Raw genomic sequence first — 25,952 nt, 5'->3', positions numbered from 1 at the left:
TTTTTGAAAATTTATAATTGACAATCCTAAATGAACGATGATAACATGTGTTTAACATATACAAAACATTGTTTTGTATATAAAACAAATGAGTGAAATGGGAGGAGAATTTAGTATGTCACAACAAAAACTTTCAAAGGAAGAATTTGAAAAGAAATATGTTGCGAGGTTAAAAGATAGAAAAACGGATTGGGATGTTCTGTCATTTCAAGAGTCTATTGACCCGAAATATCGCCGTGCGCAAATTCGATATGTTGGCGGAGGCGGAACCGGGCAGCATAATGACCAAAGTGTTATAAAGGCTGATCATTTTACATTAAGTACAATGCTATTACCGGCAGGTTCAGAGGGTCCATCTCATCTTCACCATGATGTAGAGGAAGTGTTCTTTGTCATTCAGGGACAAATTACTGCCATTATTGAAGATGAAGGTGAAAAATATGAAATTCCATTAGATACAAGAGACTGCATATGGTCACCACCAGGCGTATATCGCGGTGTAAGAAATGATGGGGACGTTGATGCTTTAATGCTTGTTATGCTTGGGGCGCAAAAGCCCCAGTTACCGACCTATCCAGAAGGAAGTGCTTTAGAAGACCTTCGTCTTGAACGCGCAAAAGCAAAAGCAGCTCAAAAGTAAAGATGGAAGACCGAAGGCTTGCTGCCTTCGGTTCCAATCAAACCATTCGTGTTGTCACGGAATGTCAAAAATTAGAGGTGACAAAAAATGCTTGGTATCACTCATTTAAGACATATAAGTTTGATCACGCCATCATTAACAGAACAAAGCCGATATTATGAAAACGTTTGGGGTTTGGATAAGGTAAATGAAAATGATGATGCCGTTTATTTTCGCGGGGCGGGTCCGGAAAACCACATTTTAAGTTTGCATAAAAGCAAAAGAAAGGGCTTACATCACATTGCGTTCGGAATGGTTGACAAAAATGCCGTCGATGAGGCTGCCGAAAAGCTGGAAGCACAACATGTTCCGATTATTACTTCACCAAGCTATTTGAATGAAGCCGGAGGCGGCTACGGATTAAGATTTTTGGATCCAGAAGGCCGATGCATTGAACTTTCGGCCTGGGTAGATATCCATACAACGGATTGGAAAAAGAAAAGTGTCGATCCAATGAAATTGAACCATGTCGTTTTAAATACAATCGATATTGATAGAATAGTAGATTTTTACACAAAGGTGTTAGGCTTTAAAGTCTCCGATTGGAGTGAGCATCAAATGGCCTTCCTGCGGTGCAACAAAAACCATCATTCAATATCGTTTAATCAAGGCGAACATGCATCAGTCAATCATATTGCCTATGAGGTTGATGGCGTTGATGAGGTCATGCGCGGGATCCGCAATGTTAAGAAGGCCGGCTTTGAACCCATGTGGGGACCTGGCCGTCATGGTCCCGGAAATAATATATTCTGTTATTTTAAAGATCCGGCTGGATTTGTTATTGAGTATACGTGTTATCTCATAACGATCAATGAAGAATCTGAGTGGGAAACTTTAGTTTGGAAGCGGGTCCCTCATTTAATGGACAAATGGGGTATTGCCGGCCCCCCTTCAAAAGAAGCCAGGGCGGCAATGGCAGGTGAGTCTGATGCGGGATGGGCGTATGAAGAGAGGTCAAACAAGTGCTATTAGGATTAGAAGATAAAGTCGTTGTTGTCATGGGAGGGACTTCCGGTGTTGGTTTAAAAACGGCGGAGATGTTTTTGGAAGAAGGAGCAAAAGTGTCCGTTTGCGGACGCAACCCAGAAAGAATGGCGGTTGCTTATCAACACCTTCTGAATCAAAATTCATCTGACAAGATTTATGCTGACACTTGTGATGTGACTTGCGAAGATCAAGTGAATCATTTTGTGAATCGCACCGCGGAAAATCTCGGGGGTATTGACATTCTTGTTAACGCCGCAGGAAAAAGCATTATGGGCCACTTTTTTGATATCACGAATGACCAGTGGGATGAGCAAATCAGATTGAAATACTTTTCGGTTATTTACGCCGTTCGTGCTGTTTATCCTTACATGCTCAAAAGAGGCGGAGGCAGGGTGATAAATATTAATGCGACCCTAGCCAAGGAACCGGAGCCGCATATGGTTGCTACCGCAGCTACAAGAGCAGGACTATTAAATTTAAGCAAAACATTGGCACATGAACTAGCTCCGGATAACATTTTAGTTAATTCTGTTAGTTTGGGGCTGATTCGGACAGACCAATGGGAGCGAAGAAGAAAGAGGGGTGCTCAAGGGGTTGAACCTGAAGTATACTACTCTGAATTAGCCAAGAAGAGGAAAATCCCGTTAGGCAGAGTCGGGGAACCTGAAGAGGTTGCGAGCGTGATTGTTTTCTTATCATCGGAAAAATCTAGTTATGTGTCGGGGTCCACCATTGAGGTAGCCGGAGGAATTGGGAAAGCTTTATAAAATTCGATCACACACATTAACATAACTCTTTTATAAATAAAGGTTGGATGTCAATGAATACCCTTGTTCAGACAGAATTTACAACATCAGATGCACTTGTTAAGGAACTTATCCGTGCAGGTGTTACACAAGCTTTTGGCATTGTAAGCATTCATAATATGCCTATTTATGACGCTATTTTGCGTGAAGGAAGTATTCAACTTATCACGGCAAGGGGGGAAAGCGGCGCTGTTAATATGGCAGATGGTTATGCCAGGGCGACAGGCAAACTTGGTGTTGTTATAACCAGTACAGGAACCGGAGCGGGAAATGCTGCAGGTTCATTAGTGGAAGCATGGAGCGCTGGGGTCCCGGTACTTCATATAACAGGTGAAGTCGCTTCGCCATATTTAGGGACAGGCAGGGGCTATATTCATGAGTGCAAAGATCAGCTTTCCATGATGAAAGGGGCATGCAAAGAAGCTTTTCGGCTCCGGCAGCCTGAACAAGTTGTTCCTTTAATCCGCCATGCTGTAAGTGAAGCATCAACGGCTCCAGTGGGGCCAGTTACCGTAGAAATTCCAATTGATTATCAATCAGCGATTATTCCGGAGGTTATGATCGAAAGTGGCGATTACGCGATCAAAGGTAAAGAGATACCTTTGAATATAAACAAGGGAATCGTAACTAAAGTGACTGCGGCTCGCCGTCCGGTGATTTGGGCAGGCGGAGGCGTTATTTCATCCGGTTCATCCAATGAAGTGCAAGCACTTGCCGAATTGATCGGTGCCGCAGTGATCACAAGTCAATCAGGGAAAGGATCCATCCCCGAAGATCACCCGCTTTGCATCGGTCACTTTGCCGCTCATCAACCAGTAAGAGAATTACTGGAAAAAGCTGATTTATTAATTAGTGTAGGAGTCCGTTTTCGCAGCAATGAAACCGCTGGCTGGGAAGTAAGTGTACCAAAAGACCATATTTCCATCGATATAGATTGTCAAGCCATAAATCGGAATTATGATGTGACACATGGTTTGGTAGGGGATGCCAAGTCGATATTAAAACAATTAATGGAAGCCCTTTCAATACAATCGATTACTCCTGACCAAAACTACATTAATGAAGTTGGGTCAGTCAGGAATCAAGTGCGTGCTGCTTTAAGGGAAACACTTGGCCCATATGAAGCATTTGTTGACGGGATGCGGCGGTTGTTGCCTCAAGATACAATTCTTGTCCGCGATGTAACTGTTCCGGCAAACGTGTGGGGAAGCCGGCTTTTCGATATCTATCAACCTCGTACTTCCATTCATGCATCCGGAGGCGGCATCGGTCAAGGATTACCGACGGCTATTGGCGCCCAGATAGGCCAGAAAGATAGAAAAGTTGTTTTAATGGCGGGTGACGGCGGATTTATGGTTAACGTCGGGGAAATGGCAACTGCAGTGCAGGAACAGCTCCCTTTAATCATCATTCTATTCGATGATGCGGGTTACGGGGTTTTGAGAAATATTCAAGATGCTGCCTATGGACGGCGGGTGGCTGTAGATTTACTCAGTCCTGACTTTGTTATGTTGGCTAAATCAATGGGCTTTACTGCAGAAAGAGTGGGTTCACCTGAAGCGTTTGTATCTCAATTAGAGACGGCGATTTCTTATAAAGGACCTTCTATGATCGTTGTAGATATGGAGGCGGTCGGTCCGATGGCCAAACCATTTGGAGGTCCCCCCGGAGCGGCCAAAGCATTTCAGCCGAAGAAATTAGGAAGGTGAGATAAGCATGATTGGAGTATTTCCCGAAGTATCTGGTCGGATTCTGATTAATGGTGATTGGAAAAAAGTCAGTAAAACAAAAAAGGTTATTAATCCGGCAAAAATAGAAGAAGTTGTTGGTGAAGTGGCATTATGTTCTACGCAGGATGTCGATGATGCCATTAAGGCAGCATCCGATGTCTTTAAATCTTGGTCAAGAACTTCAGTGGAAGAACGGGCCGATCGAATGAGGCAAGCATCTGAAAAATTAAGTCCGCTTGTTGAGGAAAATGTTTCCTTGCTCGTAAGGGAAAATGGAAAAACACTTGTGGAATCGAAAAAAGACCTTTTACGCTGTATTCAAGTCATGAACCAAATGGCAGATACATTAATTGAATGGTGGAAGCCAGTTGATCTAAGCGGGGCTTTACAGAGTGTGCAGATCCGCAGGCGGGCCCGTGGTGTCACAGCTGTCATTTCTCCATGGAATTCACCATTGATATTAACTTTTAAGCGTGTTATTCCCGCTGTGCTAGCTGGAAATACAGTCGTCATAAAGCCGGCAACGAATTGTCCGTTGACTGTGCTTACTTTCTTAAAAGCTGTTGCCTCCTCATTTCCGCCCGGAGTCATTAACATCGTAACTGGATCCGGTGCAATGATCGGTGAAGTGCTGTGCAGCGACCCCCGTGTCAAAGCGATATGCTTCACAGGGAGCACGGATACAGGCAAGACAATCATGAGACAAGCCGCAAGCACCGTAAAAAAGTTATATATGGAACTCGGGGGCAACGATCCCGCGCTAATCCTGCCAGATGCGGCATTGGATCGAACGGATATCGAGCGAATCCGCGGCGGCGTTTTGCGAGCTTCTGGCCAAGTCTGTTCAGCAATCAAACGGATATATGTTCACGAATCGCGTTATGTTGAATTTGTGGATAAGCTTAAATCAGGGTTTGAACGGGTTGTTGTCGGAAATGGCATTCATCCTGATACAACGATGGGCCCGTTAAATAACAAAGGACAATTTGACTATGTCAAAGGTTTGGTTGAACGCACAAAACAATCCGGTGCTCAGGTGGCTGAACTAGGTCAGAAATTAAATTCTGATTCTTGGGAAGAAGGATACTTTATGAACCCTTCTATTGTGACTAATATTAGTCACGACAGTGAGTTGGTGCATGCTGAACAATTTGGGCCTGTGATACCTGTTATTCCTTATACTGAACTAAGCCAAGCTATCGAGATGGCTAATGATACACAATATGGCCTAAGAGCCTCTGTTTGGACATCTGATGAGAGGAAAGCAGCGGAGATCGCTGATTACCTTGAGGCGGGTGCGGTATTCCATAACAACCATACTATCTTCAAGGATCTTAGATTAGATTTTCCAGGCATTAAAGAAAGTGGATTCAGCAAGGAAACACAGTGGGGCAGTTTAGAATTATTCACTGACTCTTATGGCTTCGCTAACTAAATGGGGGAAAATAAATGAAAATAGGCTTAATTGGATGCGGAAATATAGGGAAGTTTCTATTGCAATCATTAAATTGTGACGGATTTCTGCCTGACTCTAGAATAGAAACAGTTTATATGCGAAAAAAGCAAAGTTTCAAAGAGCTTTCCGAAAGATACGGTTCTCATTTTTGCGATGATTTTGGTGACTTTCTCCAATCAGATATCGATTTAGTGATTGAAGCGGCAACGATCCAAGCTGTCAGGCTATACGCACGCACTGTCATCGAACATGGGAAGGATTTATTAATCATTAGTGTTGGGGCATTGGCTGATAATGGATTATTCAAGCAATTAAAGCAGCTTTCTGAACTTAAAGGCAATAAAATTCATTTGCCGTCAGGCGCCATTGGCGGTTTGGATGTCCTAAAAGCCACTCAATTAACCGGGCAATTAGAATCGGTAACGATAACAACTCGAAAACCCGCTGCTTCGCTTACGGATAAAGCTGTTGATAATGAACTGACCTTATTTGATGGGCCAGCTTTTGAAGCCATCCGCCAATTTCCTAAAAACATTAATGTTTCCATTATTTTATCCTTAGCAGGGCTCGGGGCTGAAAAAACGAAAGTAAGGATCATTGCCGACAGCAATGTTACAAAGAACATTCATTGTATTGAAGCGACAGGTCCTTTTGGGAAATTTAATCTAAATATTGAAAACAATCCGATGCCGAATAACCCAAAAACAAGTTATTTAGCGGGGTTAAGTATATTATCAACATTAAAATGCCGTCATGAAGCACTAGAAATAGGATAAAACAGGTATGCAACCAGAGTGAGCGGACGCCATAACCAACGCTTAATTAAAGGAGGACAATGATGAAACGTTCACGGGCAAGGTGGCTTTATATTGCTCCGCCAATCTTTTTTTTCTGGGTTTTTGGCCAAATGGATAAATTAGGGATATCAGTCATTATCACAAATGAGGATTTTTTGAAAGATATGGATCTATTAGGCGATACCGCGAAAATAGGGTTTCTGATGACGGGATTCTTAGTCCTTTATGGGCTGGCAAACATTGCGTGGGGATTTATCGTTGACCGGATCGGACCGCGTAAGACGGCAATTATCGGTACAGTCATTTGGGGATTGACGATGATCCTGGGAGGATTGAGTTCATCATATGGATTATTCATGATTTCCCGCATGATTCTTGGTATTGGTGAGGCTGTCCTCTTTCCGGTTTGCAATAAATTTATCTCTAATTGGTTTCCGCCTAAGGAATTTGGCAGGGCGCAGTCAACTTGGATTATTGGTGATTATTTAGGACCGGCCATTGGCATTCCTATTATTATATTTACCATTGGTTTAGGCGGATGGGAAGCATCTTTCTTTCTCCTAGCGGTGTTCTCCTTTCTAATTAATCTGCCATTGTTTATATTTTTGACGCGTGATCAGCCGAAACAACATTACGCCGTAAATAAAGTTGAGCTCCAATATATTCAAGATGGCCAGGGGAGTCAGCATGCCAATAATACAAGTTTTAAGGATTTGTTGAAGAACTACAAATATTGGATGATTTGGTTTGTCATGCTCGTTGATAGTGTGTTGTTTTATGGGATTAGTTTTTGGCTGCCTACTTATTTAGAAAAGGCGCGGCATTTTTCGACTGCACTGATGAGCTCATGGACATCTACTGCATGGATACTAGCTTTAGTTACCGTTTTATTGGTCGGCTATATTGCTGATAAGACAAGAAAACCATCCCTTATCGGTGCCGTGATCTTTGTCATAGGTGCCGGGGCCTTATTTACTGCTGTATCAACGGAAGTGTCATATCTTGCAGCGGCCATGATGGGAGTCGGGCTAGCGGCAGTAGGGGGAGTGCTGGAAATTTCACAATTGCTGCTTGTTGACTACTCATCAAAAGAAACAGCAGGCAAAGCTGCTGGCTTGATGGGATTTACCAATATCGTCGGCGGATTTACAACAGCCTTTATGGGGTACTTAGTAGATGTTTCCGGGGGGAATTTTACTACCGCCATTGCTTTCCTAATTATTAATGCGGCTCTTGGGGCGATTGCCTTATTTACTCTAGTTCCCGGCGAAAGAAAAAAGCCGTTGAATCAAAAACAAGATATTAATGCCAATGCCTGAATAAAAAGCGGGGAGGACCTGAAAATGATCAAAACGGATGTTCGTTTGGATGACATGACGCGAGGGGAAATTGTACGTTACTTAGAAAACACGGTTGAACCGGAAGAAGGCATTATTCCCGCCTATATTATGAGTGACCCTGCAGTCTATGATTTGGAACATGAGAAAGTCTTTTTGAAAACATGGTTATTCCTAGGTCACGAATCAGAAATTCCGAACAATGGGGATTTTGTGACAAGGGATTTAGCCGGCTATTCAGTGATTGTTTCAAGGAACCAGGATGGGGTTATCAGGGCATTTTACAATATGTGCACCCATCGAGGCATGAAGCTGTGCCGAGCGGATAAAGGGAACAAAGCGCGATTTACTTGTCCTTATCACGGCTTTACATTTAAAAACAGCGGTGAATTGATTGGGGTGCCAATGCAAAAGGATATTTACGGCGGTAAGCTTGATTTTGAGGCAATGGGGCTGCATCAAGTCACCATTGAAACATATAAAGGTCTTATTTTCGGAACATTTAATGACACCCCCCAAGACTTTTCAGAGTTTCTTGGCGATTTTAAATGGTATTTGGATATTGCGGTTGGCCGCACAGACATGGAAGTTGTCGGACCGCCGCAAAAGTTCATTATTAATTCTCAATGGAAAATAGGCGCCGATAATTTTGTAAGCGACTCCTATCATACGATGGTGACCCACGGTTCCATTGCAAAGCTTGGCATGGTGCCGAATGCAACTTATTCAAAAAAGGGCTATCAAGTCCACACGGAAAATGGACATGGTTGTAACATCGGGATGCCTAACCCGGATTTTGCTTTTCCAGAGGAACTGATTCCGGAATATAAAGCACATCTATCACCGCAACAATTTGACATGATGGCCGATTTAAAAAATATGATCGGCACGATATTCCCAAATTTATCGTTCTTAGTGTCCCATACGGAAGTGAAAGGAAAGCTCATTTCTAATACAACAGTTCGCTTATGGCGACCGATTGCAGTTGACAAGATGGAAGTGATCACATGGTTTCTTGTTGAAAAAAATGCTTCAGAAGATTGGAAACACCGTTCGCGTGAATCCTATATTCTCACATTCAGCCCTTCAGGTATTTTTGAACAAGACGATACTGAGGTATTTACTGATATAACGGGAGCTGCCAGCGGCCATGTCCCTTTTGCCAAAAATTACACTTATAACTATACAATGGGCAAACATCGCGTGCCAGTCAAAGACTTCCTGGGCCCGGGTATTGTCTATGATGACAAATTTACCGAGGCAAATTCCAGAAGCTATTACCGTTATTGGCTGGATTTAATGAAAGCCTAAAGTGCAGAGGAGGTAAATTCTATGAGCATGGAACGTTTGTTGGCAAAACATATTTTCGAAGAATGGTTATATCATGAAGCAAAATGTCTTGATGAGATTGAATTCGATCGCTGGTTTAACTTGATGCATCCGGATTTACGGTATGAAATGCCCGTCCGCGTGAATAAAGAAGGCATGGAACGGCCTGATTATGCGACTGACATGTTTGCTTTTCAAGATGATATTAACACGTTGAAAATGCGGGTTGAGCGGCTAAAAACTGAATATGCGTGGGCGGAAATGCCGCCCTCCCGAACACGCCGTTTTGTAAGCAATGTTCGCGTTGCTGAATTTGAAGACCATCAAAGGGCAGTTGTTAACAGTTATTTGCTCATTTACCGCAGCCGGTCTACGGACATTGAACATGACTTGATTTCCGGTGAGCGTCGGGACGAATTTAAATATCTCGATGGTGATTGGAAGTTATCAAAACGCTTTTTCTTGGTTGATCAAACGACGTTAAACACGAGGAACCTGGCCATTTTTGTATAAAAATTCGTTTTTTATAGGGGGAGTTAATGGTGACGTCAAAATCGGTGTTCTTCAATTGGATGGGTGTGCTTTCCCTTTTTATTGTGCTAACCATTGCCTATATTGATAGAGTTAATGTTTCCATCCTTATAACCGATCACTCCTTTTTACAGTATTTGGGCATAGAGGGCGACCGGGTCGCACAAGGCTATTTAATGACTTCATTTTTAATTGCGTACGGTATATCAGCCTTCTTCCTGACTCCCTTATATGAGAGATTCCTAGGCGCGAAAAAAGGACTATTGATTAGTTTAATTATATGGGGCATTTTTACTTTTATCGCTCCTTTTTTCAGCATTTTTTTCTTGCTGCTGGCAACCCGAATTATTCTTGGGTTAAGTGAAGGACCATTGTTTTCCTTAAACACAATGTATATAAGCGGCGTTTTCCCTGAAAATAAACGCGGCAAACCGAACGCTGTATGGGCCTTGGGTGTTTCCGCCGGATTGGCTGTCGGATCTCCCTTTATTTCATACCTTGTCTATCAATTTAGCTGGCAATGGTCATTTTATACATTGGGGTTACTTAACTTGTTAATCGGCGCCCCGTTGATTTTACTTTTTATTAGGTCCCATAAGGTGTTGCCTTCCATGGCCGAAACAAAGGGCAATTGGTTCAAAGAAACCAGGAGTGTATTCAAAAAGGCTATTAAAACACCGGGGTTGTTGTGGCTCTTAATCTGGGAAATTGTTAACCTTAGCTACCTTTGGGGAACAGCGGCATGGCTGCCTTCATATCTCTTAGATGCCCGCGGGTTTTCGATAAAACAAATGGGGGTACTCGCTTCACTGCCATTTATCGTAAGTCTACTCTCAAAACTATTAAGCGGGTATATTATTGATCGCATTGAGAAGAAATCTATGATGTGGGTGATCGGAGGGATTGGGTGTTCTGTTTTTATTATTATTGCTATAACCACAGGGAATCCAGTCATTTCCGCTATCTCAATCATCATCGCTAATGGATTTTGGGGGATACAAGGCCCTGTGCTTCCTACGACCGTTCAATCATTAGCCAATGAAAGAAGTGTCGGCAGCACCTATGGTGTGATTAATGGGACTGGGAACCTAGTTTCCGCGTTTATCCCAGTTATTATGGGTATGCTTATTTCGGTTAATTTTGCCTATGGTTTTGCGCTTCTTATTGGTGCTCAGCTCGTTGCAATGGTTTGCGGTTTACGTATGATCTTTCTCATCGGAAGGGTAAAAAAGGACAAGGTTCATTCCAATGAAGTAAAAACAATTTAAAATTTAAAAGAAATGGTGATATTCGTGGGTTGGTTAGAAGGTAAAACAGCAGTTATAACAGGAGGGGCATCCGGTGTCGGTAAAGCAATAGTCCATCGTTTTGTGCATGAGGGAGCAAATGTTTGCGTCCTCGATATATCAAAGGAAAAGCTTCAATTATTAGATAGCGAATACGGAAAAAAGGTTATTTCCATTCGCGGCGATGCAAGAAACTTTAAAGATAATAGAGCAGCTGTTTCTTTGGCTGTCGAAACGTTTGGCAAGTTAGACACATTAGTTCTTAATGCTGGCATATTTGATGGCTTTAAAAAATTCGCCGATCTTTCACCCGAAGTTATCGAGGCGGCATACAATGAGATTCTTGACATCAATGTTAAAGGGTATCTTCTTGGCGTTAAAGCGGCGTTGCCAGAGCTTATAAAAAATAACGGAACGATTGTCTTTACTGTTTCGGGGGCAAGCTTTTATCCCGATGGCGGCGGCGTACTCTATACCGCGAGTAAACACGCTGAACTTGGACTCATGAGACAAATGGCATTTGAATTGGCACCTGACATAAGGGTCAACGGTGTTGCTTTAGGTGGAACTATGACAGAGCTTGGCGTCGCACCAAGTCTCAGACCGTATTATACCGCTCCAACGGCAGATGATAGGAAAATAAGTATCAGCAACAGAAATCCGCTGAAAATGTTTATGGAACCTGAAGATCACGTTGCCTCATATGTTTTGCTCGCATCGGACCAGTCTAAGGCCATTACAGGGGAGATTATATCTAGTGATGGCGGCCTTGGTGTAAGAGGGTTGTCATAAAACCAAAGGAGTGGCTATCTATGCCTTACCAAAAAGTGAATGATCTCACCATCCATTATGAAATAGAGGGTGATGGCCCGCCGTTAGTATTGCTTCACGGTATGGGCAATAATTCCCGATCATGGCGAAAACAAATTGAAACACTATGTCATTACTTTACAGTCGTCGCTTGGGATGCACCGGGTTATGGCAAAAGCTCAGATCCTCAAAAGCCGCTTACCGAATTTACGGATTTTGCTAAGGTGCTTAGAGCCTTCTTGGACAAATTAAATCTGCATGATATCTACCTGTTGGGTCATTCGATGGGAGCGGCGACAGCATTAGAATTCTATGATTTTTATCCGGATTTTATTAAAGCTCTCATACTTGCGGATGCTACGAGGGGAGCGGCAGCATGTGATCATGAAGAAAATGAAAAAAAATTAAAGGTTCGTTTGGATTCTATTAAAAATCTGCCGCCTAACAAGTTAGCAAAAGAACGGGTAAAAAAATTATTATCTCCACATGCAAGTGATGAAGTTAGAAAATTGGCAGAAAGTATCATGTCCGAAGCCCGGCCCGCAGGTTATTGTTCTGTTGCATATTCATTGTACAATGCGAATCAAATGAGCTTATATCCTATGGTTAATATTCCGACCTTAATCATGTGTGGTGAATTAGATGACGTCACTCCTGTTAGTGAATCTAAAATTATCCATTCACATATCCAAAAATCAGAATTTGTTACTATTCCAAATGCCGGGCACCTCTGTTATTTAGAAGATCCAAATATTTTTAATTACCATGTCATCAATTTTTTGTGTAAAATTGAACAATCCAAGAGAATTCTAGAAAGGAAATGATTGACATGGTAAACGATCAAAAAGAACGGTATCTTTCAAATTCTTTAGTTAGGGGCCTGGAAATACTCAAAATGTTTAACGCCGAACGTCGGTCCTTGTCCTTAGTAGAAATTTCAAACCACTTAGGGGTGGGCAGAACAACACCGTATCGGATTTTATATACTTTGCAAGCTATGGGATACCTTCGTCAAGATGATTCTACAAAAAGGTACGAACTAACCCCACGAGTTATGGAACTAGGTTTTGCTTATTTAAATTCATTGCAGCTCCCAGAAGTTGCCCAGCGATATTTGGAGGAGCTTCGAGATGAAACAGGGGCATCTGTTCATCTTGGTGTATTAGATAATTTTGAAGTGATCTACATTGAAAGATTGCCGGGAAAAACGACAACGACAGTCAATATTACCGTTGGGACTAGGCTGCCGGCGTATTCAACGACTTTAGGTAAGATCATTCTTGCTTATCAGCCTAAAGAGGTTGTTGAAAAGATTCTTTCACCAGAATATATAAGTGACACTGACAAAGATCCGGTGGCAATGATTTTAAAACTGAAAAAAGAGCTAAATGAAATAAGAAACCAAGGTTATTCACTAAGTAACGGTGACTTTGAAAGTGGCATAAACTCAGTTGCTGCGCCAATCTTTAACAGCAAGGGATCAGTGATCGCATCTGTTAATGTGGCAGCCCCTGACGCATCATTAAAAGACGAATTTCTAAATGAAGTTGTTGTTCCGAAAGTATGTGAGATAGCCGATAAAATCACATCTATTACCAACAATCGTCTATCCGTACAAGAATAGATAAGGGAGTGGTAAAATATGGTCAAGCGCCTTGCATGGAAAGTTGGCGGCCAACAAGGAGAAGGGATCGAAAGCACCGGTGAAATTTTTGCCAAAGCTTTATACAGGTTAGGCTATCACTTATATGGCTACCGCCATTTTTCGTCACGTATAAAAGGCGGTCATACCAATAATAACATTCGGGTTAGCACTGAAAAAGTCCGTTCGATTTCAGACGAAATAGATATTCTTATTGCCTTTGACCAGGAAACAATAGATGTTAACTTTGATGATTTGCGTCAAGATGGCATTATCATCGCTGATGCAAAATTTAAGCCTGCCAATCCAAATGAATCTAAAGCAAAATTGTATGCTGTCCCTTTTACGAAAATTGCAGCTGACCTTGGTACATCGCTCATGAAAAACATGGTGGCTGTTGGCGCATCAAGTGCTGCAATGGGCATCCCGCTTGAATATTTCCATCCAATTGTTGAGGAATTGTTTGGCCGCAAAGGTGAAAAAATTGTAGAGAGCAATATTCGAGCAATTGAACAAGGAGCAGACTATTTTAATCGTGAAGCGGGCGGCCGGATTGAAGAACTTGCATTGGCACCGGGAGATGGCCGGCAGCGAATGTACATGATCGGCAACGATGCGATAGCTTTGGGTGCTATTGCAGCCGGTGTCCGTTTGATGAGTGCCTATCCCATCACGCCGGCAAGCGAAATTATGGAATATTTAATTGAAAAGCTTCCAAAGTTCGGCGGTACAGTCATCCAAACGGAAGATGAAATGGCAGCAGCAACCATGGCGATCGGTGCTAATTACAGCGGTGTCAGGGCCTTTACCGCTTCCGCCGGCCCAGGTCTTTCGTTAATGACCGAATCCATTGGTTTGTCAGGCATGACAGAAACCCCTTTGGTCATTGTCGATACGCAACGCGGCGGTCCAAGTACCGGATTGCCAACCAAACAAGAACAATCCGATATCATGGCGATGATTTACGGAACCCACGGTGACATACCAAAAGTAGTTCTTGCTCCCAGCACGGTTGAAGAGGCTTTCTATGATATGGTTGAGGCGTTTAACATTGCGGATGAGTATCAATGCCCTGTAATTGTCTTGTCTGATCTGCAGCTTTCCTTAGGCAAACAAAGTGTTGATCCATTTAATTACGATAAAATCGATATACGCAGAGGAAAATTAATAATAGATGATTCATTGCCCGAGCTTGAAAAAAAGGGAAGTTTTAAACGCTATGAAGATACAATAGATGGTGTTTCTCCGAGAACAATTCCAGGCACGAGAAATGGCCTTCATCATGTGACTGGTGTGGAGCATAATGAGGCAGGTAAGCCGTCGGAAGCGGCAAGCAATCGAAAAATACAAATGGATAAAAGGCTTAGAAAGCTTAATAGTTTAAAGTTTGATAACCCTGTTCACACAAATACGAAACATGAAAATCCTGATCTGCTATTAATAGGAACAGGTTCGACACGTGGTGCTATTGAAGAAGCTATGACAAAGCTTGCAAATGACGGTGTGAGTGTCAACCATGCACACATTCGCCTTCTGCATCCCTTCCCGGCTGAAGAAATGTCTCCGCTCATCGAAAAGGCGAGGCAAGTTGTTGTGGTCGAGCATAATGCCACGGGACAACTCGAAAGCCTCGTCAAACTAAATGTCGGAGGCAGGGATAAAATGTCAAGCATCCTTAAATACGATGGCAACCCATTTAAGCCTCTGGAGGTCTATAACCAATGCAAAGGAGTTGTATACCATGTCAGCCACGTTTAAGGACTTTCGAAATAATGTCAAACCAAACTGGTGCCCGGGATGCGGTGACTTTTCCGTTCAGGCTTCCATACAGCGTGCGGCAGCAAATTTGAGTCTAACGCCTGAAACGTTGACAATCATAAGCGGCATCGGCTGCTCCGGCAGAATTTCCGGCTATATTAATGCCTATGGCCTCCATGGTATTCATGGGCGGGCGCTGCCAATTGCCCAAGGTGTTAAAATGGGAAACCGCGATATGACGGTGATTGCGGCAGGTGGTGACGGTGATGGTTTTGCAATTGGATTGGGTCACACCATTCACGCCATCCGCAGAAATATTGATATCACATATATTGTTATGGACAATCAAATCTATGGGCTTACCAAAGGACAAACATCACCAAGAAGTGCTGAAGGCTTTCAAACCAAGAGTACACCGGCAGGATCAATTGAGTCATCATTATCTGTTATGCAAATGGCACTAACAGCCGGCGCCACTTTTGTAGCCCAGGGATTCTCAAGTGAGGTAAAGGACTTAACATCCTTGATAGAACAAGGTATACAGCATAAAGGGTTTTCGCTCATCAATGTCTTTAGCCCTTGTGTAACATATAACAAAATAAATACTTATGATTGGTTTAAGGAAAATTTAATAAAGTTAAGCGAAATAGATGGGTATCATCCTTCAAATAGGATCATGGCAATGGAAACATTAATGAAGCATAATGACCTTGTGATGGGCATTATTTATCAAGACAAAGAAAAGTATTCTTATCAGGAGCTTCTGAATGGTTACAGCAAGGAACCGCTTGCGTATAGCCGGCTAAATTTGGGCCGTGAAACATTTGATAATCTCGTTGCAGAGTTTATGTAAAAACTTTCGGATAAATCAAGTGCGAAGGAGAGAACGGATATGGCATTTGTCATTGCATCACCCTGTATAGAAGAAAAGGCTGCTGAATGCGTTGAAACTTGTCCAGTGGATTGTATTCAGGAAGGTGATAACATGTACTATATCGATCCTGATATTTGCATCGATTGCGGTGCTTGTGAGGCGGTTTGTCCTGTTGAGGCTATTTTTCAGGAAGAAGATATTCCAGATGGAGAAAAGGACTATATTAAAAAAACGCTGAATTTTTCAGGTGAGAGAAAAAAATAATACTATAAAAGCATGCGGCTTTTCCCCTTTTTAAATATTTATAATGCACATTTCGTCAAAATTTGGGTATAATAGATCACATAGGTATCATTGCATAATCATAGTGACAAGCGGGTCTATTCAATCCGTGACATTAATAAGGGGTTAAGTTATGTTAATTCGCTATAAGAAAAGCTATGAAAAGATAGCTATGGGACTATTATCTTTTGTTCCCTCGGAGAAAGAATTAAAGAAGTTGCAGGAAACAATCAAAAACTATGAAGAAGAAGACCATTGGCAGCTTTTTCTGTGGAAGGAAGAAGAAGACATCATCGGCATCATCGGTGTCAGTGTTGAAGATGATCGGGCCTATCTTCGCCATGTCAGTGTCAACCCATCCCATCGCGGGCTAGGAGTAGGCAGGAAAATGGTGTCCGCTTTGCAGCGCCTTTTAGGTGAAAAATATACCATTGTACCGACAGATTTGACTGAGGCCTTTTATGAAAAATGCCTTAAAGAAGATGAAGGCTGATCATCTTTTCTTTCTTAATTTGTGCTTATTGACGAGAGTCATATTCGTCATATCACTGGGTTTTCCCCACGCGATGTTTTCGGACAAACACTTGCCGATACAACGTTCTATTAATGATGGCTCATTAATGGGCAGATTGATGTCTTGATAGGGTGCATTGACCTGAATATTTTTTTTCACCTCATTTAAGGTTTTGAATAGCTCATCGTCATCAAGTCCTAATGCCGTAAGTTCTTTACGGTATGGCCGCAAATGACGTTGAGCTTTTTTGATCATTTTATGTGCACCAACAACGTTTTTCCTGCGGTAATGGTACATTGTTACTGCAACTTGAATTAAGCCGACCCAGTACTGCTTCCGGTTCTCTTTATCGTCCTTTTTCCAGTGATCTTCAAGAACCTCATGGCATTCGAAATAGTCTCGGCAGCCGTGGAATAACACCAAATAAGTGATATAAGCCTCAGGATACATATCACGGCACACTCCCTTCTCCTTCTTATACTCATTTTAGCATGTGATTGCCGGTTCATGGAAGATTGTGCTATAATACCGTCAGCAAATTGGTCGGGATGATGATGCATGGAATATAAAGTGAAAATCGATGCTTTTGAGGGTCCATTGGACTTGTTGTTACACTTAATTAAACAGCTTGAAATTGATTTATATGATATACCTGTTGCCGAAATTACGGAGCAATACCTGGATTTTATCCATAAAATGCAAGTGCTTGAACTGGATGTCGCAAGCGAATACCTTGTAATGGCTGCAACATTAATAGAAATGAAAAGCAAAATGCTTTTGCCAAAACAAGAACCCTTGGAGGAAGACCTTTTTGATCAAAATATGGCGTTGGAAGAGGACCCCAGGGATGAACTGATGCGAAGGCTAATTGACTACAGACAATACAAGCAGGCTGCACAAGAATTGAAGGAGCTTGAGCAGGAACAAATCCGGCTTTATACCAAGTCTCCAAGCGATTTATCCTGTTACGAGAGAACTGAACAAGCCCTTCCTGCTGAAGGCGAGGTTACTGTCTCAGACATGATTTCCGCACTTCAACGTTTACTTAAGAAAAAGAAAATAAATAAACCAATGAACACCAAAATCGAAAGGCAATCACTGCCGATCGGCAAACGAATGATTGAAATCGTCGATGTGCTTAAAGCTAAGCGGGATCTTGTCTCGTTCGATACACTCTTTCCTTATCCTGATCGGTCCCATGTTGTTGTGACGTTTTTGGCTCTGTTAGAACTCATGAAGAAAAAGCAAATCACATGCAATCAAGAAACGAATTTTACTGATATTTCGATTTGTCTAACGAAGGGAGCCGAACCTATTGAAATCGACGGAAATGAAAGCAGTTATTGAAGGGCTGTTATATGTATCTGGGGAAGATGGCCTTTTACTTGAACAGATAGAAAGTGTTATTGGAGTAAATGGATCAGATGCCCGTGCATTGGTTGAAGAAATGAAGCAGGATTGGGAAAATGATGCGAAAGGCTTAATGATCATTGATATTGCCGGCGGGTACCAGCTCACTACAAAACCATTTCTTGCTGACTACTTTGAAAAATTTGTGGAGGCGCCAAGACGGTCATCATTATCCCAAGCAGCGCTTGAGACATTGGCCATCATTGCCTATAAGCAGCCGATATCGCGCGCCGATATTGAGGACATTCGCGGTGTCAAGTCGGAAAAGGCGATCCAAACGTTAGTTTCAAGAGAACTTGTAAAAGAAGCCGGCCGCGCTGAAGGGACCGGGAGAGCGATCTTGTATGGTGTAACAACCATGTTTTTAACTTATTTTGGTCTGAAATCACTTGAAGAACTGCCGCCTTTGGTTCCTGAAGAAGAAGATCAATCAGATGAAGCGTCCGATTTATTTTATGAAAACTTTAGGCAAACAGTTGAAGGACTATAATTAACAGATCACTTTAGAGGGGGGCATAATCCAATATGATGACACTCGCAACATTTTGGGATCAATGCAAGGACGGCTTTAACGGCATGAAGGAGAAGCTTCCTGATTTTATCCGGCTTTATAAGCTGCGCACATTGCTTTTTATATTATTTACGCCTGTTTTTACTGCGATACCGATGTTTTTCTTTTATGCCATGTTCCATTCTACAGTGGGCTACGGTATTTTATATTTTTTAATCCTCGTAATAACTGCAATGCCTTGGGTTGTTTTACCAGTCATCTTTTTATATAGCATAGACGAAATTAACCGAAGCATTCAATACATTTGGTCAGCAATCATTCTTTTCTCATGCCTATTTTGGTTTATCCTCTTCCTTAACCTCAATTTTTGATATTGATTGTTCATATTCATCCTGTCCAAGCATAGACTTGTATTAATTCTACTAAGGGACGGGATGGTATGACAGCATATTGCAAAAGGGTAATCACACTTCTAATAGGATTCAGCCTTCTTATCCCTCTAATGCCGGTGAATCAGGCATCCGCTACAACAGTGTCGGTCTCCGCGCAATCCGCCATTCTCATGGATCAGTCATCTGGACGCGTGCTTTACGAAAAAAACAGTCATAAAAAAGTGAAGATTGCCAGCATCACAAAAGTTATGACTGCTATTCTCGCCGTGGAATCAGGCGAAATGGATGACACGGTTAAAGTGAGTGCCAATGCCGTGCGAACGGAAGGATCATCCATTTATTTAAAAAAGGGCGAAAAAATCAAATTAAGGGACCTTGTATATGGCCTGATGCTGCGATCAGGAAATGATGCGGCGGTCAGCATCGCTGAAGCTGTAGGCGGAAGTGTCCAAGGGTTTGTTTACATGATGAACAAAAAGGCTAGGGAGCTTGGCATGCTTGATACCCATTTCGCCAATCCACATGGTCTGGATGCTAAGGGGGATCCGTATTCATCAGCTTACGATATGGCTCTTGTGACAAAGTATGCAATGAAAAATCCGGCTTTCCGAAAGATTTTTAAAACGAAGGTTCATAAGGCGCCGAACCCTACCGAAAAGTGGGATCGTGTGTGGCGAAATAAAAACAAACTTCTTTTTCGATACGATTATTCAACCGGAGGGAAAACAGGCTTTACAAAAAGGGCCGGAAGAACATTAATATCAACGGCTTCAAAGGATGACATGGACTTAATCGTTGTGACGTTGAATGATGGTGACGATTGGCAGGACCACATGAATCTCTTTAACTGGGGTTTCAAAAAATACGATATGGTGACCATCGCTAAGAAGGGGAAACTTTCTGGTATCAAGGTAAAAAAGTATTTTAAAAATCATCTTTATGTGCACCATGATTTAAAACTGCCGTTGTCAGACAATGAAAAAGAAGATCTAAGCACAAAACTCACCCTTTATGAGCCGCCTAAGAAAAAAGAGTGGAAGCATCCGCCGGCGCCAATAGGCATGCTGTCAGTCCGATCAGATAATGAAACAATATACAAATTGCCCATTTTTTATAGTAAAGCTAAGGAAAAAGAAAAAGGCTTTTGGTCCTTCGTCGGTCACATTTTTATGAGCAGTATAAGGATTGATGCCGATGATTAATCTTATCTGGATGGCGATGCTGATCATTGGAATCGTGGTCGCTGCTGTAAATGGGCGAATGTCAGAAGTGAATGCCGCTATATTTGAATCAGCTGAAGACGGGGTGGGCATTTGCTTCGGGCTGATCAGCATCCTCGTCTTTTGGCTCGGGATTATGAAAATAGCGGAAAAGTCAGGGCTGCTCGCGAAACTGTCTCAATTATTCAAACCGCTTATGACATGGCTGTTTCCTGATGTTCCCAAGGATCATCCGGCCATGGGATACATTTTGTCAAATACAATCGCTAACCTATTTGGTCTCGGCAACGCAGCGACGCCAATGGGAATTAAGGCGATGGAGCAGCTGAAGAAATTAAATCGCGATCGTCCTGAAGCGAGCCGTTCGATGATCACTCTATTGGCACTTAATACGACAGGTCTGACTCTTGTGCCGACAACTGTTATTGCGATCAGGATGAAATATGGTTCGCAAGCTCCAACAGAAATTGTCGGTACCACCTTAATCGCAACCACATGCGCAACCATAGCAGCTATAATTATCGACCGCTTTTTTTATTACAGGCGGGTCCGAAAGGGGAAAAAGTAGTATGGCTTTTATCACCGCCCTTTCAATTTGGCTGATACCAATCATTATAGGTCTGATCCTAGTGCATGGGACCATTAAGAGAGTGCCGACTTATGAGACGTTTGTTGAAGGGGGTAAGGAAGGCTTCAACATCGCCATTTCCATCATACCTTTTCTCTTAGGTATGCTTGTCGCTATCGGAGTATTTCGGGCGTCAGGTGCGATGGACATGTTAATTAACGCCATTAAGCCGTTTCTTCAAGCTGTCGGCATCCCCGCTGAGGTTGTCCCGCTTGCAATCATTCGCCCAATTTCCGGTACGGGTGCATTGGGTTTAATGTCTGACCTCATCCGCGTACATGGTCCTGATTCCTATATTGGGCGGCTAGCCTCAACACTTCAAGGGGCAACCGATACGACATTTTACGTGATAACCGTCTATTTCGGGGCGGTCGGTGTAAAGAAAATTGGCGATGCAATTAAGGTTGGCTTACTTGCTGACCTTGTCGGCATTATTGCATCGATTGTGATTGTCGCTATAGTGTTTGGTACAATGTGAATACGTCTGCCGAAAAAAGGGAGTACCCAAGGGTATTCCCTTTTTCTGACTATAAAAGTGTAACTTGAGAAATGCTAGGGGCAAGGTTATGATTAAGTGTGGGGTGAAACGCATGGAAAGAATACAAAAGATAATAGCACAATCAGGATTAACATCCAGGCGGAAAGCCGAACAAATGATTTTGGACAAGCGGGTCAAAGTGAATGGACAGACAGTCACAGAACTCGGAACGAAAGTGTCGGCTAAGGACAAGGTTGAAGTGGATGGCGTGCCGCTTGACCGCGAGGAGCCGGTTTATTTCTTGCTCTATAAGCCGACAGGTGTGATATCAAGTGTGAAGGATGACAAAGACAGGAAGGTCGTCACAGACTTTTTGTCGGAGGTGAAGCAGCGGGTTTTTCCAGTAGGCCGGTTGGATTATGATACATCTGGAGCGATCATTCTTACAAATGACGGAGAACTCGCGAATAAATTAATGCATCCTAAATTCCAAATTGATAAAGAGTATGTCGCGAAAATTAAGGGGATCCCTGATAAACGCCATCTGAATATTCTAAGAAAGGGTGTTCGCCTTGAAGATGGGGTCACATCACCCGCCGAAGTTAAGATCATGTCAGCTGATCGCAAAAAGAACACATCAATCATTCATTTGACGATCCATGAAGGAAGGAATAGACAAGTTCGGCGCATGTTCAAGGCATTAGGGTATGATGTTGTAAAATTAAAAAGGGAAAGATATGGATTTTTGAACTTAAAAGGCATGAACCCTGGTGATATCAGGGAGCTAAAGCCACATGAAGTAAAACAGCTTTACAAAACGGCTGTCACATAACTGTCATAATTCAATTTTAAGAAAATAGCGATTTCGCGTTACACTTAGAATATGACACGAAGTTTGAATAATGGAAATCAGTGAGGTGGGTGCGAATGGCCGATAGGAAAAAACGGTTAATCATCCGCACCTTGATTATTCTAATCTTGGTTGCGGCCGTTGGTTTTACAATTTACCAAATATTTAATAAGAAACATGTTGTTGAGATTGGTGATACTGCGCCGGATTTCATTTTAACTGATGTCCACGGTAAAAAGGTCCATTTAAAGGATTTTCGGGGTAAGGCAGTTGTGCTGAACTTTTGGGCCACATGGTGCGACCCGTGCAAAAGAGAAATGCCATACATAAATAAAGTCTATGAAAAAACGAAAAACCAAAAAGATGTCGTGATTTTGGCGGTCAATATTAAGGAGTCAAAATTTGCTGTTGAAAACTTTTTGAATCGCTATCATATTAAATTTCCAGTGTTAATGGATAAAAAAGGCGATGTGATGGATGCGTATAATATTGTGCCGATTCCTACAACCTTTTTTATCGATAAAGATGGCAAGGTTGTCGACAAGGTCACTGAAACAATGCCAAGCGCCGATTATCTCCAGAAAAAAATAGAAAAGATTAAACCATAAAAAAGAGGTGGTGGCATGAGCCGGGAAATCATATGTGAATGCGGACACAAAAATCCCGAAGGCACCATACTATGTGAAGCCTGCGGCAAGCCCTTAACGGACGATCAGTCTTCTAAGGAATTATTGAACATGCGTTATGAAGGGAGTGCGCGCCGTTCCCAAACGTATTCTCGCACACCAATTGATAAAATATGGAACTTTTTTTCTTCTGTAAAGGTCGGGATCACCCTCATCATTTTAGTTTTGATTGCTATAGCGATCGGGACAATCTTCCCGCAGGACGTCTATATTCCCGCGGGTGCCGATCCAAAGACTTTTTATAAGGAACAGTATGGCGTTTTGGGCGAAATATACAAGACTCTCGGTTTCGATCATTTATATGGATCATGGTGGTTTGTCATTTTACTGGGGCTTCTTGGTCTGTCTATTATCGTGGCGAGTATCGACCGGTTTATTCCATTACATAGAGCTCTGAGAAACCAAAAAATTGTGCGTCATGATCGATTCATGAAGAAGCAGAGGATGTACGGTGTCACTGAAACGGATGATGGCGCTCAAATCATTGACAAAGCGAGAATAGCCCTCAAAGAGAGGCGTTATAACATTCGTGAAGATAATGGCAGCTTGCTTGCGGAAAAAGGACGTTTTTCTAGATGGGGGCCATACGTCAACCACATTGGCCTTATCATTGTTTTGACGGCGGGCATGCTGCGATTTTTTCCGGGCATGTATACGCATGAGGTCCTCTGGCTGAAAGAAGGGGAAACAGCTAAGCTCCCTGGGACACATGGTGAATACTATTTGAAAAATCACAAGTTCATTTTAGAAACCTATAACCAAAATAATAAGCAATATGAAAAGTCATTAAAAAGAGCCGGCACTGTTGCCAAAAACTATCAATCTAATGTCACACTCTATAAAACAAGCGATCATCATGTCTTGGGTGCAAAACCGGAGCTTCATAAGGTAGAAGATGCCGGTATTCGGGTTAATGCGCCATTAGAATTTAATCATTACCAGGTTTTCCAAGCTGATTACCGGCTTAATGAATTTAATAAAATGTCCTTTAAACTAACGAATAAGAAGACAAAGAAGTCGTTTGGCAAACTGTCTGTTGATTTGTTTAACCCCAAAAAGGAATATGATCTTGGCAACGGTTACAGGGTCAAACTAATTGATTACTTTCCGGACTTTTATTTTAATGATAAGGGTGAGCCGGCATCGAAAACCGATGTCCCTGAAAATCCGGCCTTTATATTCAAGATGTTCACGCCGGATCATCCTAAGGGTGAAGTCAGCTTTGTCGCCATCAAGACGAACCTTGAGCCGCTTGGCAAAAACGACTACAAAATGACTTTTGCCGGGGTTGAAACGAAAAATGTTTCAGGCTTCGTGATAAAGAAGGATTGGACACTTTGGATTTTCTTTGTTGGCATGATTATCTTTCTCATCGGTGTGGGACAGGGCATGTATTGGAATCACCGAAGGATGTGGCTGCAAAGACAAGGCAATACGCTCGTTTTTGCCGGACATACGAATAAAAACTGGTTTGGTCTAAAGAAGGACATTCGCTTTGTTGTTGAAAAGTCAGGCCTTTCGGAGCCTGTTGATCGGCTTGAGCAGAAATCCTTGGAAAAAGAGAGGGAGATTCAAGCATGACAGCTGTTGAGACTAGCAGTCTTCTTTTACTCGTGTCATTTATTCTTTATACCTTGGGGTCGATTGTTTTTACTGTCAGTGTTACGGGCAAGAAATTCCGCCAAAAAGGCAATGAATCAGCGGGAAAGCGTCTTGGCAGGGTTGGTTTTATCATTACAATCATCGGCTTTTTATCTCAGCTCGGTTATTTTTTCTTTCGCTGGGATGCCGATGGCCACGTTCCCGTCAGCAATCTGTTTGAATACACGACCTTTTTCAGCATGATGATGATTTTAGCTTTTATTATTATTTACATCTTGTATCGGAACAATGGAGTTGGGGTGTTGACATTACCGATCGCTGTTGTTGTCATAGCCTATGCAAGCGTATTTCCTAGAGAGGTCGAACCTCTCATTCCCGCCTTGCAAAGTAACTGGCTAAAAATTCATGTCACTACGGTAGCATTGGGTGAAGGCATTCTTTCAATCAGCTTCGCGGCGGGTTTAGTCTATCTATTAGCAGTCATTGATCAATCAAAGGCGAGCAAAAAAACATTTTGGCTGGAATTTGTGATGTATTCCCTTGTTGCGACATTTGCGTTTGTTATCATTTCATTTGCATTCCAGTCAGCTCATTACCAACAAACTTTTTCATGGGTCAACGAAAAAGGTAATCAGGCCAAGCTCGTCTATCATATGCCAGCTATTGCAGGACCACATGACGGCACTAAAATCGGTGAGGGATTTGGCCCATTATTTGAAGCGCCATCATGGATGAATGGCGTCGAGGCACCTCGGAAATTCAATACTGTTATTTGGTCAATTCTCGGAGGTTTCATCCTTTACTGGATTATCCGCTTGATTTTAAGGCGCCGAATCAGCGCGGCGTTCCAAGGTGTGCTGAAAAACATTAATTCGCCTCTAATGGATGAAATTAGTTACAGGGCAGTAGCTATAGGATTTCCGATCTTTACCCTAGGTGGATTGGTTTTCGCAGCGATTTGGGCTCAACAGGCTTGGACACGCTTTTGGGGCTGGGATCCCAAAGAGGTTTGGGCATTAATAACCTTCCTGTTCTATGCCGCATTTTTGCATTTTCGATTATCGAGAGGCTGGCAAGGCGAAAAATCAGCCTGGCTCAGTGTGATTGGCTTTGTTATTATCATGTTTAATTTAATCTTCGTTAATTTGGTTATTGCCGGTTTGCATTCATACGCATAACGTTTTAAAAGAGGTGTCCTCAAAAGCATAGCTTTTAAGGAGAGGGCACTGAAAAAGTCCCTTTTAAAAAAGCTGTTTTCGCAATTTTTGTGCTATCTGAGAAAGTGAGTCGTTGATCTACGCTCCAGGAGGCTCACTTTCCGCGGGGCGGGCGGTGAGCCTCCTTGACGCTCTAGTGT

28 protein-coding genes are annotated in these 25,952 nt (G+C 42.4%); 27 read left to right on the top strand and 1 reads right to left on the bottom strand.

Features of this window, described 5'->3' with window-relative positions:
• Nucleotides 1–115: 115 nt before the first annotated feature.
• The 17 genes from EV207_RS02680 (at nt 116) to EV207_RS02600 (ending at nt 16,797) form a co-directional block, all read left to right on the top strand.
• Nucleotides 116–640: a cupin domain-containing protein gene (locus EV207_RS02680; protein WP_132743368.1), complete on the top strand. Its 525-nt coding sequence runs from the start codon at nt 116–118 to the stop codon at nt 638–640.
• An 87-nt stretch (nt 641–727) separates the two neighbouring features.
• Nucleotides 728–1,651 (top strand): VOC family protein, encoded by a 924-nt coding sequence (locus tag EV207_RS02675; protein ID WP_132743366.1) that lies wholly within the window; start codon nt 728–730, stop codon nt 1,649–1,651.
• Nucleotides 1,642–2,433 carry an SDR family oxidoreductase gene (locus EV207_RS02670; RefSeq protein ID WP_132743364.1) on the top strand — a complete coding sequence of 264 codons (792 nt, stop codon included), beginning with the start codon at nt 1,642–1,644 and terminating at the stop codon, nt 2,431–2,433. Before EV207_RS02675 ends, EV207_RS02670 begins: the two co-directional genes overlap by 10 nt.
• A 53-nt stretch (nt 2,434–2,486) precedes the next feature.
• On the top strand, nt 2,487–4,181 hold the full coding sequence (locus EV207_RS02665; RefSeq protein WP_132743362.1) for a thiamine pyrophosphate-binding protein: 1,695 nt from the start codon (nt 2,487–2,489) through the stop codon (nt 4,179–4,181).
• A gap of 7 nt (nt 4,182–4,188) precedes the next feature.
• Nucleotides 4,189–5,637 carry an aldehyde dehydrogenase family protein gene (locus tag EV207_RS02660; protein ID WP_132743360.1) on the top strand — a complete coding sequence of 483 codons (1,449 nt, stop codon included), beginning with the start codon at nt 4,189–4,191 and terminating at the stop codon, nt 5,635–5,637.
• 14 nt (nt 5,638–5,651) lie between these two features.
• Nucleotides 5,652–6,434, top strand: coding sequence for an aspartate dehydrogenase (gene nadX / locus EV207_RS02655; RefSeq protein WP_132743358.1), 783 nt, complete (start codon nt 5,652–5,654; stop codon nt 6,432–6,434).
• Between the two features lie 59 nt (nt 6,435–6,493).
• Entirely contained in the window at nt 6,494–7,774 is a 1,281-nt protein-coding gene (locus EV207_RS02650) for an MFS transporter (protein WP_132743356.1), read from the top strand.
• A gap of 24 nt (nt 7,775–7,798) precedes the next feature.
• Entirely contained in the window at nt 7,799–9,103 is a 1,305-nt protein-coding gene (locus EV207_RS02645; protein ID WP_132743354.1) for an aromatic ring-hydroxylating oxygenase subunit alpha, read from the top strand.
• Between the two features lie 21 nt (nt 9,104–9,124).
• A complete protein-coding gene (locus EV207_RS02640; protein WP_132743352.1) occupies nt 9,125–9,634 on the top strand; it encodes an aromatic-ring-hydroxylating dioxygenase subunit beta in 510 nt (169 codons plus the stop codon).
• A gap of 26 nt (nt 9,635–9,660) precedes the next feature.
• Nucleotides 9,661–10,920 carry an MFS transporter gene (locus tag EV207_RS02635; protein ID WP_132743350.1) on the top strand — a complete coding sequence of 420 codons (1,260 nt, stop codon included), beginning with the start codon at nt 9,661–9,663 and terminating at the stop codon, nt 10,918–10,920.
• A 24-nt stretch (nt 10,921–10,944) separates the two neighbouring features.
• A complete protein-coding gene (locus EV207_RS02630) occupies nt 10,945–11,730 on the top strand; it encodes an SDR family NAD(P)-dependent oxidoreductase (RefSeq protein ID WP_132743348.1) in 786 nt (261 codons plus the stop codon).
• A 20-nt stretch (nt 11,731–11,750) separates the two neighbouring features.
• Nucleotides 11,751–12,572, top strand: coding sequence for an alpha/beta fold hydrolase (locus tag EV207_RS02625; RefSeq protein ID WP_132743346.1), 822 nt, complete (start codon nt 11,751–11,753; stop codon nt 12,570–12,572).
• Nucleotides 12,573–12,577: 5 nt separating this feature from the next.
• Entirely contained in the window at nt 12,578–13,372 is a 795-nt protein-coding gene (locus EV207_RS02620; RefSeq protein WP_132743344.1) for an IclR family transcriptional regulator, read from the top strand.
• A gap of 18 nt (nt 13,373–13,390) precedes the next feature.
• Nucleotides 13,391–15,148, top strand: coding sequence for a 2-oxoacid:acceptor oxidoreductase subunit alpha (locus EV207_RS02615; protein ID WP_132743342.1), 1,758 nt, complete (start codon nt 13,391–13,393; stop codon nt 15,146–15,148).
• On the top strand, nt 15,132–16,001 hold the full coding sequence (locus tag EV207_RS02610; RefSeq protein ID WP_132743340.1) for a 2-oxoacid:ferredoxin oxidoreductase subunit beta: 870 nt from the start codon (nt 15,132–15,134) through the stop codon (nt 15,999–16,001). The genes EV207_RS02615 and EV207_RS02610 overlap by 17 nt, the downstream gene beginning before the upstream one ends.
• 39 nt (nt 16,002–16,040) lie before the next feature.
• Nucleotides 16,041–16,286 carry an indolepyruvate ferredoxin oxidoreductase subunit alpha gene (locus EV207_RS02605; RefSeq protein ID WP_132743338.1) on the top strand — a complete coding sequence of 82 codons (246 nt, stop codon included), beginning with the start codon at nt 16,041–16,043 and terminating at the stop codon, nt 16,284–16,286.
• 151 nt (nt 16,287–16,437) lie between these two features.
• Nucleotides 16,438–16,797 (top strand): GNAT family N-acetyltransferase, encoded by a 360-nt coding sequence (locus EV207_RS02600; protein WP_132743336.1) that lies wholly within the window; start codon nt 16,438–16,440, stop codon nt 16,795–16,797.
• Here EV207_RS02600 and EV207_RS02595 read toward each other — a convergent pair whose 3' ends face one another.
• The gene (locus EV207_RS02595; RefSeq protein ID WP_132743334.1) at nt 16,798–17,280 is read right to left on the bottom strand and encodes a DUF309 domain-containing protein; all 483 of its coding nucleotides are present in this window, start codon (nt 17,278–17,280) and stop codon (nt 16,798–16,800) included. It lies immediately after the preceding gene.
• 96 nt (nt 17,281–17,376) lie between these two features.
• Between EV207_RS02595 and EV207_RS02590 the strand changes: the two genes are divergently transcribed.
• From EV207_RS02590 to ccsB, 10 genes are all read left to right on the top strand, one after another.
• The gene (locus EV207_RS02590; RefSeq protein WP_132743333.1) at nt 17,377–18,165 is read left to right on the top strand and encodes a segregation/condensation protein A; all 789 of its coding nucleotides are present in this window, start codon (nt 17,377–17,379) and stop codon (nt 18,163–18,165) included.
• Nucleotides 18,134–18,718, top strand: a complete 585-nt coding sequence (gene scpB, locus EV207_RS02585) for an SMC-Scp complex subunit ScpB (RefSeq protein ID WP_132743331.1) — start codon at nt 18,134–18,136, stop codon at nt 18,716–18,718. The genes EV207_RS02590 and scpB overlap by 32 nt, the downstream gene beginning before the upstream one ends.
• Before the next feature lie 35 nt (nt 18,719–18,753).
• Nucleotides 18,754–19,110: a hypothetical protein gene (locus tag EV207_RS02580; protein ID WP_132743330.1), complete on the top strand. Its 357-nt coding sequence runs from the start codon at nt 18,754–18,756 to the stop codon at nt 19,108–19,110.
• A gap of 68 nt (nt 19,111–19,178) precedes the next feature.
• The gene (locus tag EV207_RS02575) at nt 19,179–20,333 is read left to right on the top strand and encodes a D-alanyl-D-alanine carboxypeptidase family protein (RefSeq protein WP_132743329.1); all 1,155 of its coding nucleotides are present in this window, start codon (nt 19,179–19,181) and stop codon (nt 20,331–20,333) included.
• Nucleotides 20,326–20,919 carry a nucleoside recognition domain-containing protein gene (locus tag EV207_RS02570; RefSeq protein ID WP_132743328.1) on the top strand — a complete coding sequence of 198 codons (594 nt, stop codon included), beginning with the start codon at nt 20,326–20,328 and terminating at the stop codon, nt 20,917–20,919. Before EV207_RS02575 ends, EV207_RS02570 begins: the two co-directional genes overlap by 8 nt.
• Nucleotide 20,920: 1 nt before the next feature.
• Nucleotides 20,921–21,457, top strand: a complete 537-nt coding sequence (locus EV207_RS02565; RefSeq protein WP_132743326.1) for a spore maturation protein — start codon at nt 20,921–20,923, stop codon at nt 21,455–21,457.
• A 112-nt stretch (nt 21,458–21,569) separates the two neighbouring features.
• Complete coding sequence (locus EV207_RS02560) at nt 21,570–22,289, top strand: pseudouridine synthase (protein ID WP_132743324.1); 720 nt, start codon at nt 21,570–21,572, stop codon at nt 22,287–22,289.
• 95 nt (nt 22,290–22,384) lie between these two features.
• The gene (gene resA, locus EV207_RS02555; RefSeq protein ID WP_132743322.1) at nt 22,385–22,915 is read left to right on the top strand and encodes a thiol-disulfide oxidoreductase ResA; all 531 of its coding nucleotides are present in this window, start codon (nt 22,385–22,387) and stop codon (nt 22,913–22,915) included.
• A gap of 15 nt (nt 22,916–22,930) precedes the next feature.
• Entirely contained in the window at nt 22,931–24,574 is a 1,644-nt protein-coding gene (gene resB, locus EV207_RS02550; protein ID WP_132743320.1) for a cytochrome c biogenesis protein ResB, read from the top strand.
• Nucleotides 24,571–25,773, top strand: coding sequence for a c-type cytochrome biogenesis protein CcsB (ccsB, locus tag EV207_RS02545; protein ID WP_132743318.1), 1,203 nt, complete (start codon nt 24,571–24,573; stop codon nt 25,771–25,773). Before resB ends, ccsB begins: the two co-directional genes overlap by 4 nt.
• Nucleotides 25,774–25,952: the final 179 nt, after the last annotated feature.

The sequence above is a fragment of the Scopulibacillus darangshiensis genome (assembly GCF_004341035.1).
GTDB lineage: Bacteria > Bacillota > Bacilli > Bacillales > Sporolactobacillaceae > Scopulibacillus > Scopulibacillus darangshiensis.
The sequence above is the reverse complement of the archived record's forward strand: the minus strand, read 5'-3'. Positions and strand labels throughout refer to the sequence as shown.